Source organism: Sporosarcina sp. P25, from assembly GCF_002743235.1.
Taxonomy (GTDB): Bacteria; Bacillota; Bacilli; order Bacillales_A; family Planococcaceae; genus Sporosarcina; species Sporosarcina ureae_B.
Genome location: NZ_PDYV01000017.1, coordinates 50,260 through 62,367 on the forward strand (window position 1 = coordinate 50,260; position 12,108 = coordinate 62,367).

At 43.1% G+C, this 12,108-nt stretch carries 11 protein-coding genes; all 11 read left to right on the plus strand.

What is annotated here, in order from left to right; translation table 11 throughout:
• Nucleotides 1-124 precede the first annotated feature (124 nt).
• The 11 genes from ftsH to lysS all read left to right on the plus strand — a co-directional run bounded on the left by ftsH (nucleotide 125) and on the right by lysS (nucleotide 11,733).
• Nucleotides 125-2,137, plus strand: coding sequence for an ATP-dependent zinc metalloprotease FtsH (gene ftsH / locus CSV70_RS13190; protein ID WP_099679264.1), 2,013 nt, complete (start codon nucleotides 125-127; stop codon nucleotides 2,135-2,137).
• 139 nt (nucleotides 2,138-2,276) lie between these two features.
• Complete coding sequence (locus CSV70_RS13195) at nucleotides 2,277-3,041, plus strand: type III pantothenate kinase (RefSeq protein WP_085132335.1); 765 nt, start codon at nucleotides 2,277-2,279, stop codon at nucleotides 3,039-3,041.
• Between the two features lie 12 nt (nucleotides 3,042-3,053).
• The gene (gene hslO, locus CSV70_RS13200) at nucleotides 3,054-3,923 is read left to right on the plus strand and encodes an Hsp33 family molecular chaperone HslO (protein WP_085132336.1); all 870 of its coding nucleotides are present in this window, start codon (nucleotides 3,054-3,056) and stop codon (nucleotides 3,921-3,923) included.
• A 299-nt stretch (nucleotides 3,924-4,222) separates the two neighbouring features.
• Nucleotides 4,223-5,149, plus strand: coding sequence for a cysteine synthase A (gene cysK, locus CSV70_RS13205; protein WP_085132337.1), 927 nt, complete (start codon nucleotides 4,223-4,225; stop codon nucleotides 5,147-5,149).
• A gap of 231 nt (nucleotides 5,150-5,380) precedes the next feature.
• Complete coding sequence (locus tag CSV70_RS13210) at nucleotides 5,381-6,022, plus strand: peroxiredoxin family protein (RefSeq protein WP_085132338.1); 642 nt, start codon at nucleotides 5,381-5,383, stop codon at nucleotides 6,020-6,022.
• A 26-nt stretch (nucleotides 6,023-6,048) separates the two neighbouring features.
• On the plus strand, nucleotides 6,049-7,479 hold the full coding sequence (locus CSV70_RS13215) for an anthranilate synthase component I family protein (protein WP_085132339.1): 1,431 nt from the start codon (nucleotides 6,049-6,051) through the stop codon (nucleotides 7,477-7,479).
• Nucleotides 7,476-8,327 carry an aminodeoxychorismate lyase gene (gene pabC / locus CSV70_RS13220; protein ID WP_099661132.1) on the plus strand — a complete coding sequence of 284 codons (852 nt, stop codon included), beginning with the start codon at nucleotides 7,476-7,478 and terminating at the stop codon, nucleotides 8,325-8,327. The genes CSV70_RS13215 and pabC overlap by 4 nt, the downstream gene beginning before the upstream one ends.
• A gap of 2 nt (nucleotides 8,328-8,329) precedes the next feature.
• Nucleotides 8,330-9,181 (plus strand): dihydropteroate synthase, encoded by an 852-nt coding sequence (gene folP, locus CSV70_RS13225; RefSeq protein WP_099629581.1) that lies wholly within the window; start codon nucleotides 8,330-8,332, stop codon nucleotides 9,179-9,181.
• A 21-nt stretch (nucleotides 9,182-9,202) separates the two neighbouring features.
• A complete protein-coding gene (gene folB / locus CSV70_RS13230) occupies nucleotides 9,203-9,571 on the plus strand; it encodes a dihydroneopterin aldolase (RefSeq protein WP_085132342.1) in 369 nt (122 codons plus the stop codon).
• Nucleotides 9,568-10,077 (plus strand): 2-amino-4-hydroxy-6-hydroxymethyldihydropteridine diphosphokinase, encoded by a 510-nt coding sequence (folK, locus tag CSV70_RS13235; RefSeq protein ID WP_099661133.1) that lies wholly within the window; start codon nucleotides 9,568-9,570, stop codon nucleotides 10,075-10,077. The genes folB and folK overlap by 4 nt, the downstream gene beginning before the upstream one ends.
• 165 nt (nucleotides 10,078-10,242) lie before the next feature.
• On the plus strand, nucleotides 10,243-11,733 hold the full coding sequence (gene lysS, locus CSV70_RS13240) for a lysine--tRNA ligase (RefSeq protein WP_085132344.1): 1,491 nt from the start codon (nucleotides 10,243-10,245) through the stop codon (nucleotides 11,731-11,733).
• The last annotated feature ends 375 nt before the right edge of the window (nucleotides 11,734-12,108 follow it).

A 12,108-nucleotide genomic window follows, 5' to 3' on the forward strand; every position in this document is an offset into this window, starting at 1 on the left:
GCAATGAACCGAATTGAAGGCTATTTGCCTTAAGGCATTTCTTTTGTTAAGTAGTGTTAATCTATGCTAAAATTTACAATAGTTTTCTGTTTAGTTTTTGTTGAATGAGATGAGGAGGCTTGGGATGAATCGAATACTTCGATACTTTCTTTTATATGGATTGATTTTCCTAGCAATAATGGGGATTTTCAGTTCGCTTAACAATCCAAATCCGAAGATGAAACCAATTCGGTATGATGAATTCGTCACAGCGCTGGAACAGGGGAAAGTTGAAAATGCAACTTTTCAGCCATTACAGCTTGTGTATGAAGTAAAAGGGGAAATGGCTGGCTACGAAAAAGGTGAAACTTTCGTAACAAACATTCCGGAAAATGATATGGACAGTATTGGTGAAATTGTCAAAACGACAAGTACTGAGATTGACATCCTGCCGCCAAAAGAAACAAGCGCGTGGGTATCGTTCTTTACAGGACTCGTACCATTCATAATTATTATTATCCTTTTCTTCTTCTTACTGAACCAATCACAAGGCGGCGGTGGCGGCAAGGTGATGAACTTCGGAAAAAGTAAAGCGAAACTGCAATCGGATGATCGGAAGAAAGTACGTTTCAATGACGTTGCAGGTGCAGATGAGGAAAAGGCTGAGCTCGAAGAAGTCGTGGACTTCTTGAAAGATGCCAGTAAGTTTGTGGAGTTAGGTGCACGAATTCCGAAAGGGATCTTATTAGTAGGACCTCCAGGTACAGGTAAAACATTGCTTGCACGTGCAGTAGCAGGTGAATCAGGTGTACCATTCTTCTCGATTTCAGGTTCTGATTTCGTTGAGATGTTCGTAGGTGTGGGTGCTTCTCGAGTACGTGATTTATTTGAGAATGCTAAGAAAAACTCACCATGTATTATTTTTATTGATGAAATTGATGCAGTTGGACGTCAGCGTGGAGCCGGCTTAGGTGGCGGTCACGATGAACGTGAGCAAACATTGAACCAGTTGCTAGTAGAAATGGATGGATTTGAAGGGAACGAAGGAATTATTATCTTTGCTGCAACAAACCGTCCGGATATTTTGGATCCGGCACTTCTTCGTCCGGGACGTTTTGACCGTCAAATTACGGTTGGTCGTCCAGATGTTAAAGGAAGAGAAGCTGTGTTGAAAGTACATGCACGAAATAAGCCGCTTGATGATACGGTCGATATGAAAGCTCTTGCTCAACGTACTCCAGGATTCTCTGGTGCAGATCTTGAGAACTTATTGAATGAAGCAGCTCTTGTGGCAGCGAGAAGAGATAAAAAGAAAATCGATATGTCCGATATTGATGAAGCGACGGATCGTGTGATTGCAGGCCCTGCGAAAACAAATCGTGTCATCTCGAAAAAAGAGCGAAACATCGTTGCGTTCCACGAAGCGGGTCACGTAGTCGTAGGTTTAATGCTCGACGATGCAGAAATTGTCCATAAAGTAACTATAGTTCCTCGTGGGCAAGCTGGTGGATACGCAGTTATGCTTCCGAAAGAAGATCGCTACTTCATGACAAAACCTGAACTTCTCGACAAAATCGCGGGTCTTCTAGGTGGACGTGTATCAGAAGAAATTGTACTAGGTGAAGTGTCAACCGGTGCACATAATGACTTCCAGCGCGCTACAGGTATTGCACGATCGATGGTTACAGAATATGGAATGAGTGATAAAATTGGTCCGATGCAGTTCGGGCAGACACAAGGCGGCCAAGTATTCCTTGGACGTGACTTCAACTCTGAACAAAACTATTCTGAAGCAATCGCATACGAGATTGACTCTGAAATGCAAATGATCATAAAAGAACAATACGAACGCACAAGACAAATTTTGACTGAAAACCGAGAGTTGCTTAATCTAATCGCAACCACTTTATTGGAAGTCGAAACGTTGGATGCGGAACAAATCAATCACTTGAAAGATCACGGTACTTTGCCTGATCGCCCATACGACAACAACGATGGTAGCGTTGATGACAAGAAAATTGTAGAAGAATCCCCTGTGGAAACTACAACTCCTGATAGCACGGGTGCGCCATCAGACCCGTCAATCGGTGACTTGCCAAGTGAAAGTGGAGCAGTAGATAAGACACTGCCATCCATTGATGAAGAACGTAGAGACTAAGCGAACCCAACAGCCGACTGTATACAGTCGGCTGTTTTCTTATGAAGGGGGAGCGCGTTCAGTACACATTCACAGTATCTGGATGTGAAATTATGATATGATGTACGGGAAAAAGTCAAAGTAAGAGGGGACAACGACTATGTTATTAGTATTAGACACAGGCAATACGAATATTGTGTTAGGTGTATATGAAGGGGATCAACTGAAGCACCATTGGCGGATGGAAACCTATCGACATAAAACAGAAGACGAATATGCTATGCAAGTAAAGGCATTGTTCCAGCATGTGGGGATTTCATTCACTGACATCACAGGCATTATTATTTCTTCTGTAGTGCCGCCCGTTATGTTCCCGTTAGAGCAAATGTGTAAAAAGTATTTTAATCAAAAGCCGATGGTCGTTGGACCTGGCGTAAAAACCGGATTAAATATCAAATATGAAAATCCCCGCGAAGTCGGTGCAGATCGCATTGTCAATGCGGTGGCAGCGATTCGTGAATACGGTAGTCCGCTCATTATCGTAGACTTTGGAACAGCTACTACGTATTGCTATGTTAATGAGCATGGCGAATACATGGGTGGTTCTATCGCGCCTGGTATTAAAATCTCCATGGAAGCATTATTTGATCGTGCCTCTAAACTACCGCGCGTTCAACTGGCACGGCCGGAGCATGTAGTAGGTAAGAACACCGTAGCTGCCATGCAGTCGGGTATAATATTTGGTTACGTTGGACAAGTAGAAGGAATCGTCAACCGTATAAAAGAAGATTGTGCAGTAGAACCTACTGTGATCGCAACAGGTGGAATGGCGGATTTAATTGCATCTGAAACCAAAGTGATTGATATTGTGGATGATTTTTTAACGCTAAAAGGATTACATCTGATTTATGAAAGAAATATGTAAGGAGAGAATAAAATGACAACAGATTACTTAGTAAAAGCATTAGCCTTTGAAGGGCAAATACGCGCATATGCAGTTCGTTCAACAGAAACAGTAGGAGAAGTGCAAGAGCGTCATCAAATGTGGCCGACAGCGACTGCTGCTCTTGGGCGTACAATTTCAGCATCAGTCATGATGGGGGCTATGTTAAAAGGCGATGATAGCATTACGGTAAAAATTCAAGGCGATGGTCCACTTGGTCCAATTGTCGTGGATGCTAATGCTAGAGGGGAAGTTCGTGGTTATGCAACGAATCCACAAACGCATTTACCGCTGAATAAACAAGGCAAATTAGACGTTCGTGGAGCAGTAGGTACGGAAGGTATGCTATCGATTGTAAAAGATTTAGGAATGAAAGATTATTTTACGGGGCAAGTACCGATTATTTCCGGGGAAATTGCAGAAGACTTCACACAGTACATGGTAGTATCTGAACAAGTACCATCCGCTGTGGCGTTAGGTGTACTCGTTGATCCAGATAACACGGTTAAAGCATCAGGTGGCTTTATTCTGCAAGTAATGCCAGGAGCTACGGAAGAGACGATTGAATTGCTGGAAGGAAGAATCGCGAACATGACGGCAATTTCTACTATGATTGACAACGGACTGACACCTGAAGGAATCTTAGCAGAAGTACTAGGTCAGGAAAATGTAGAATTCCTCTCTAGAATCGACGTAAGATTTGAGTGTGATTGTTCAAAGGAACGTTTTAGCGAAGCGATTAAGGGGCTTGGAGCTGTAGAAATTCAAGCGATGATCGATGAAGATCAGGGTGCGGAAGCGCAATGCCACTTCTGTTTGGAGAAGTATCAATTCTCTGAGCAAGAGCTTCGTGAATTAATTTGATTTTACTCTAAACTACTCACCCGTTGCCGAAAGTGTTTTGCGGTGGCGGGTAATTTACTAATCTACGCAAATTTGTACAATCAATTTAGAAAGCGCTACCAGCACCCGCACAAGCATCCCTAGTATAAATGGATACCACCTTTTATGCAGTATTACATGAAACCTGCGGATTAGCTTGTTTAGTGTAGGATTGATAAACCATAATGTTCTGAATGATTATATTGACAAGTAAAATAGATGGTAGTAATATCAAGTTAATAAATCATATTAAAATACTAGGTATTAGGAGCGGATGACAAATGAGTAGAGTGGGAAATTCAGTTATTGATTTGGTAGGTAACACGCCGTTAGTAAAATTAAATCGTTTAACAGGTGCAGATGACGCAGATGTGTATTTGAAACTTGAATTCTTCAATCCTGGCTCAAGCGTCAAAGATCGTATTGCACTCGCCATGATCGAGGCGGCAGAAAAAAGCGGTGATTTGAAAGAAGATAGCACAATCATCGAACCGACTAGTGGCAATACAGGAATCGGGCTCGCTATGATTGCGGCGGCGAAAGGATATAAATCTGTACTCGTCATGCCGGACACAATGAGTCTAGAGCGACGCAATTTACTTCGCGCATACGGAGCGGATTTGGTATTAACACCGGGAGCTGAAGGAATGAAAGGCGCAATCTCAAAAGCTGAGCAATTGGCAGAAGAAAACGGTTGGTTCCTACCGCAACAGTTTAACAATGAAGCAAACCCCGAAGTTCATCGTCTGACAACGGGACCAGAAATCGCGAATGCGTTGGAGCAAGTAGATGCATTTATCTCGGGAATCGGTACGGGTGGTACAATTACAGGAGCAGGTGAAGTGCTGAAAGAGCGTTTCCCTGGAATCAATATCGTAGCGGTAGAGCCAGAAGATTCAGCGGTATTATCTGGCGGTAAGCCGGGACCACATAAAATTCAAGGGATCGGTGCAGGATTCGTGCCGGAAGTATTAGATACGAAAATCTACGATGAGATTATCAAAGTATCTAATGATGACGCGTATACGTTTGCGCGTCGTGCAGCTCGTGAGGAAGGCATCCTTGGAGGAGTATCTTCAGGCGCAGCGATTGCAGCTGCATTGCAAGTGGCTAAGAAGTTAGGCAAAGGCAAAACGGTAGTCGCGATCATTCCATCTAACGGAGAGCGTTACTTGAGCACGCCCCTTTATCAGTTTGATGAAGAGTAAGAGATAAGGTATCGTGGGAGCCATTTGCTAGCGCACCAGTGATTCCAATGAAGTAATTTTATCCTTTCTGCATATGAAACTGTCGCTAGAAGTAGTAAGTTGCTTCTAGTGACAGTTTCTTTTTTTATCCTGTAACTAAATAGCATAATCTCTAAGCTGTTATCAGTGGGCAAAATTCTGTATAATTGAGATGAACCAAGCTAGTTATACATAGAACAGAGGAGGCTCACTGTGAATAAAAAGTGGAGCATAATAGTTTCGATTATAATTGTAATTGTCATGGGCACGATTATTTTCTTATTGAACAAGGAAATTAAAGAAGAAACGGGCGGCATCCCAGGTTATGAGGATTTGAATATGGAAAGCTTGCCGAAAGATGTGGTTGATCGTTTACCTGAAGATTGGCAAACTACTACGGACGTTGATAAGCCTGGGCTTGCTAAAGGAGATTTGGCTCCGGATTTCGAATTAACTACACTTTCAGGTGACACAGTCAAATTGTCCGATTACCGTGGCAAGACGGTCATGTTGAACTTCTGGGCGTCGTGGTGTCCGCCATGCCGATCAGAAATGCCGCATATGGAAAACTACTATATAGACAATAAAGAGTCCGACGATATGGAGATACTCGCAGTCAACATGACGAAAACTGAGAAGAATAAGGTAGAGAGTGCGAAAGAATTCGTCGATGAATATAAATTAACGTTTCCAATTTTATTGGATAAGGACAGCGAAGTAATGAAAATGTATCAGATAAAAGTTTATCCGACTTCGTATATCATCAATAAAGAAGGTGTGATTACAGATAAAGTGATGCTGCCGTTGGATGATACGATGATCAAACAGTTAATAGACGAAAGTAACGCAGAGTAAATACTAGAGACGCAGGGGGAACTAGCATGAATACAGTAGCCTATCAGACAGCTTCAATGACAAAAGACGAATTCTTTTATGCCTATCGCCAACTTGCAACAGAAATGGATCGGCATGTTTTGTTGGAGAGTGGTCGTGGCGGGAAGATGTGTGTGGCGGGACTTGATCCGCTTGTGACGTTCAATGCAACCGAAACCGGTCTACGTTTAGAATGGCGTGATGGTAAAGAAGAATTGCTGACGGGAGAAGATCCGCTAGTCTTGTTGAATGACTTTATGGCGAAATATGAATTGGAGCATCAGAACGATATGCCTGCCTATCAAGGGGGGGCGATTGGGATGGTCAGTTACGATTATGTCAGACGCTACGAGACCCTACCGATTATTGCGGAGAACGATTTGACGACGCCTGACGTATTCTTTTATCTCTTTGATCAATGGGCTGTGTTCGATATAGAAAAGGAAAATGTCTACTTTATGGCATTGCCTGAAAAACGGCATGCGCTGGATAGTATGGTAAAGGAATGGACCGAAGCATCACAAACAGGTCTGCTGAATCGTCAATTTACTACTGGTCAGGCGGTGGATGTGGACGTTACAGAAGAAGATTTACAAGTATCTGTAACGGGAGAACAGTTCGAGCAAATGGTGCGCGATGTACAGCAATTCATTGAGGATGGAGATGTCGTGCAAGTGAATTTGTCCGTACGCCAGTCAAAACCGCTCATCGCACCATCTTTATTGATGTATGAAGCATTGCGCTCGTTCAATCCTTCACCTTATATGGCCTATATGGCGGCACCGAACTTTGAAGTAGTTTCCGGTTCGCCTGAATTATTGTTGAAAAAGCGTGGGACTGAGTTGAGCACGCGACCAATCGGTGGTACACGAAAGCGTGGGATGACGGAAGCGGAAGACTTTGCTTTACAGGAAGAATTGATATCGAACGCAAAGGAGATAGGTGAGCACAAGATGCTTGTCGATCTCGAATGTGCCGACTTTGAAGGGATCTGTCAGGAAGGCACAGTGGAAGTGGATGAATTCATGGTCGTCGAAAAGTATTCGCACGTTATGCATTTGGTGTCTAATGTTCGCGGTACTGCGTCTTCTGAAGATCTGGCATCTATTGTACACGGAGTATTCCCTGGAGGCTCCATTACGGGAGATCCTAAATTGAGGACAATGGAAATCATTGAAGAACTGGAGCCGACGCGCAGAGGACTCTATACAGGATCAATGGGTTGGATTGGTTTCAACGGAGATCTGGAGCTGAATATCACCATTCGTACAGCATTCATTCAAGATGGTATCGTGCATATCCAAGCGGGTGCTGGTTTAGTACCTGATTCGGATCCTGCTGCTGAATATCAAGAGTCTCTCAATAAAGCGAAAGCACTTTGGCAGGCGAAAGAAATGGCTGAGTTGGTGATTCGTGAAGAAAGTGAGCAATTGCATTGATTTGCTGGATGAACGGCAAGCGAGTAGTTGCGGAAGAACTACAGATATCACCGTTTGATCATGGATTTCTTTATGGACTGGGTTTTTTTGAAACATTCCGTACATACGGTGGAAAGGTATTCCTCTACGAATCGCATATGATTCGCTTGCGGTCGGCATTGAGCGATTACCGTATTGAAATGTCGTATAGTGATGAAGAAATTCTATCGGCTATTCATTCCTTGTACAAAGAGAATGGCAATGAAGATGGCTATTACCGATTGAATGTATCAGCAGGTGTGCATGATATCGGGCTAGCACCTACGCAGTATGAACAACCGAATGTACTGATCTTCCAAAAAGCGCTTCATCTGCCACCTGTACATACGGAAAAGGATGGCGTCTGGCTTGTGACAACGCGTAATGAACCGGAAAGCGTTGTTCGGCATAAATCACACCAGTATGCAAATAATGTAAAAGGGCGTCTGGAGTTACCTTCATTGAAAGAAACAGAAGGTCTATTTATTACTTCGGACGGCTATGTGGCAGAGGGCATTACATCGAATGTATTCTGGGTGAAACAAGGTGAGTTGTATACACCTTCATTGAACACGGGGATTTTACCTGGCACGACTCGAGCATTTGTTATTGAAATAGCTGGAGAACTGGGATTGCCTGTTAACGAAGGATTGTATATGCGTGAAGATCTTGAAATGTCGGAGGAAGTATTCATTACCAATGCGATTCAGGAACTAGTTCCGATTCGCCAAGTAGGAGAAGTGATGTTTTCTGGCAACGGAGGACCGGTCTATCAACAATTGCATAACGGTTACCAACAAGCCATCAACCGAATGAAAGTGAGTGACTAGTAATGGAGTTATCAAAAGCGCGTGCATCGTATACATTGGGAAAAACGACGATTAATTTTACGGAAGAAACCGTGATTATGGGGATACTGAATGTCACACCAGATTCATTTTCGGATGGCGGGAAATATGGTCAGAAAAACCCGGCACTTGAACATGCGCGGAACATGCTTGCGGATGGTGCAAAAATCATTGATATCGGCGGAGAGTCCACTCGTCCAGGATATACGCCTATTTCAGTTGAAGAGGAAATAGCTCGTGTTGTACCGATTATTGAGTTGCTCACGAAGGAACTTGGCTGTGTAATATCCATTGACACGTCAAAAGCAGCGGTTGCGGAAGCAGCGGTTATAGCGGGTGCAAGTATAATTAATGATGTGTGGGGCGCGAAGCGGGAACCGGCTATCGCGGAAGTGGCAGCGCGTTATGGCATACCTATCATTTTGATGCACAATCGTGAAAATCGTGATTATCAGCTACCATTCATGGAGGCTGTTATAGAAGATTTGCAGGAGAGTATCGATATTGCAAAGCGGGCGGGAGTAAGTGAAGAGATGATCTGGCTCGATCCAGGCATAGGTTTCGCGAAAGATCTCGAGCAAAATATATTAGCGATGCAAGGGTTGTCTTCGATTGCGGATCTTGGATATCCGGTTTTACTCGGTACGTCTCGTAAAGGCATGATCGGTAAAGTGCTCGATTTGCCTGTGGAAGAGCGTATAGAGGGGACGGGTGCGACGGTTTGCTATGGTATTGAGCATGGCGGACATATTATGCGTGTTCATGATGTAAAGGAAATCTCGCGAATGGTCAAGATGATGGATGTATTGACTAAGAAAGCGGCATACACTGGGTAAGCGATAAAATGGAGGGATTTCATGGATTATATTCATTTGAATGATATGGAGTTTTACGGTTACCACGGCGCATTGCCTGAAGAGAATAAACTCGGACAGCGTTTTCGGCTGACGGTTTCATTGGCAACGGATCTTGCGGAAGCCGGACAGACGGATGATTTATCGAAAACAATGAATTATGCAGAAGTGTATGAGATGTGTAAGAACATCGTAGAAGGTGAAGCGGTTCATTTGATCGAGACGGTAGCTGAAACAGTGGCGGGAACGATCATGACAGACTTTGCGGAAAAGGTGAACGGTGTTCGGGTCGTGCTTATTAAGCCGGACCCGCCGATTCGTGGACATTACTCATCAGTGTCCGTGGAAATCACGAGGGGGCGTTTCTCTTGAATAACGCCTACTTGTCACTGGGATCGAATATAGGCAATCGCCTGGAACATTTACAACAAGCTGTACAAATGTTAAATGAACATTCTTCTAATCAAGTGTTACTAGTTTCTTCCATCTACGAAACCGAACCTGTCGGATTAACGGAACAAGCGAAGTTTTTGAATATCGTCATAAAGCTCGGCACTACATTAGAAGCGACGGAATTATTGAGCGTTTGCCAGTCGATTGAAAATAAGCTTGGTAGAATGCGGAAAATACGTTGGGGTCCACGGACGGTAGACTTGGATATCTTGCTTTATAACGAGGAACATATCCAATTGGAGAATTTGATCATTCCGCATATACGAATGCAAGAGCGTGCATTCGTGCTTGTTCCACTAGTTGAGATTAATGGGGATGTAAAGAATCCTATAACAGGAACACGTTATCGTGAAGAGCTGGCGATAAAGGAAGACGGAGTGAATCTTTGGAAAAAGGTTGGACAAGTCGAAGAGTTTTTACAATAAGATTGAACATAAATGGCCAAACTGCTCTATAATAGGGCAGTTTTTTCTATACAATGGAACGAGATAACTGTTTGTCCTTTTGTTAGGCCTGGAATTTGTGTACAATAGTTGCAGACGACCGATCCTAAGGAGAGGGACGGTCAAAGTATGAAGGAGTGAAAGGGAATGTCCAATATGGATGAAATGAATGATCAGCTTTTGGTGAGACGCCAGAAGATGAAAGATATACGGGAAGATGGTTTGGATCCGTTTGGTCAGCGTTTTGAACGCACGCACCTAACAAACGAGATTCGCTCTACATATGAAGAGCAATCAAAAGAAGAGTTGGAAGAAAACGAGCATGAAGTAACTATTGCTGGTCGTATCATGACAAAGCGTGGAAAAGGCAAAGCAGGATTTGCTCACATTCAAGATCTTGGAGGTCAAATCCAGATCTACGTACGTCAGGATGCTATCGGTGAAGAAGCTTATAAGCTATTTACATTTGCGGACCTTGGAGACATTGTAGGTGTTCAAGGTATTATCTTCAAAACAAAAGTAGGAGAACTTTCTATTAAAGCAACAAAGTTTACGTTCTTGACGAAAGCTTTGCGTCCGTTGCCTGAGAAGTTCCATGGTTTACAAGATGTAGAACAACGTTATCGTCAGCGCTACTTGGATTTAATATCAACAGAAGGTAGCAAAGAAACATTCATTATGCGTAGCCGAATCATTCAATCGATGCGTCATTACTTAGATGGACAAGGCTTCCTTGAAGTAGAAACACCTATGCTTCATGCAATAGCAGGAGGAGCGGCGGCCCGCCCATTCGTTACACATCACAATACACTTGATATGACGTTGTATATGCGAATCGCTATCGAACTGCATTTAAAGCGCCTGATCGTTGGAGGCCTTGAGAAAGTATATGAAATTGGACGTGTATTCCGTAATGAAGGAATGTCCACTCGTCATAACCCTGAATTCACAATGATCGAGTTATATGAAGCGTATGCGGATTACAACGACATTATGGAACTAACAGAAAACCTTGTAGCGCATATCGCGCAAGAAGTACTCGGCACGACTACTATCCAATATGGCGACGATCAAATCGAATTAGCACCGCGCTGGAAGCGACTTCATATGGCAGACGCGGTTAAAGAATTTACAGGAGTAGACTTCTGGCAACAACTGACGAAAGAACAAGCGCATGAACTAGCAAAAGAGCATAACGTGCAAGTAACTCCTTCTATGGAAGTAGGTCATGTACTGAATGAATTCTTCGAACAGAAAGTAGAAGAAGAACTTGTGCAGCCGACATTCATCTATGGACATCCAGTAGAAGTATCACCGCTTGCAAAGAAGAATCCAGAAGATCCACGATACACAGATCGTTTCGAGCTATTTATCGTACGCCGTGAACACGCGAATGCCTTCACAGAGTTAAATGATCCGATCGATCAGCGCGAACGCTTTGAATCTCAGCTGGTAGAGAAGGAACAAGGAAACGATGAAGCGCATGAAATGGATGAAGATTTCATTACAGCATTGGAATACGGACTGCCACCAACAGGCGGACTGGGCATTGGGATCGATCGTCTCGTCATGTTGTTGACGAACTCACAATCAATCCGCGATGTGCTGTTATTCCCTCAAATGCGTCCTAAAGATTGATATGACAGCTCCAATAGCGATATTGGAGCTGTTTTTTTATTACTGAAATGAAGTGTTTTAATAGAAAGTAAAAGTAAATCAAAAAGAATTGAAGAAAACAGTTGCATTTATTTAAAGTGGGTGGTATATTTATGAAGTTGCTTTTGAAGTTAGCGACTTAGCGAAAAACATAACGAAAAAGTTTTTCACTAAAAGTGTTGACAACGAAACAGCAAGATGTTATTATAAGAAAGTTGCCTCTTACAAGAGACCAACCGAATGAACCTTGAAAACTGAACAGCAAAACGTTAACGAAATACAGTTTGTGCATCTAACGATGACACAAACAAAATGAGTATCTTAATTGATGCCAGCAAATGAAACTCGAGCTAATCG

Bases quoted from the DNA above. Each gene is read 5' to 3' on its own strand.
- ftsH (WP_099679264.1), top strand. From the start codon at position 125: ATGAATCGAATACTTCGATACTTTCTTTTATATGGATTGATTTTCCTA.
- CSV70_RS13195 (WP_085132335.1), top strand. From the start codon at position 2,277: ATGTTATTAGTATTAGACACAGGCAATACGAATATTGTGTTAGGTGTA.
- hslO (WP_085132336.1), top strand. From the start codon at position 3,054: ATGACAACAGATTACTTAGTAAAAGCATTAGCCTTTGAAGGGCAAATA.
- cysK (WP_085132337.1), top strand. From the start codon at position 4,223: ATGAGTAGAGTGGGAAATTCAGTTATTGATTTGGTAGGTAACACGCCG.
- CSV70_RS13215 (WP_085132339.1), top strand. From the start codon at position 6,049: ATGAATACAGTAGCCTATCAGACAGCTTCAATGACAAAAGACGAATTC.
- folP (WP_099629581.1), top strand. From the start codon at position 8,330: ATGGAGTTATCAAAAGCGCGTGCATCGTATACATTGGGAAAAACGACG.
- folB (WP_085132342.1), top strand. From the start codon at position 9,203: ATGGATTATATTCATTTGAATGATATGGAGTTTTACGGTTACCACGGC.
- lysS (WP_085132344.1), top strand. From the start codon at position 10,243: ATGTCCAATATGGATGAAATGAATGATCAGCTTTTGGTGAGACGCCAG.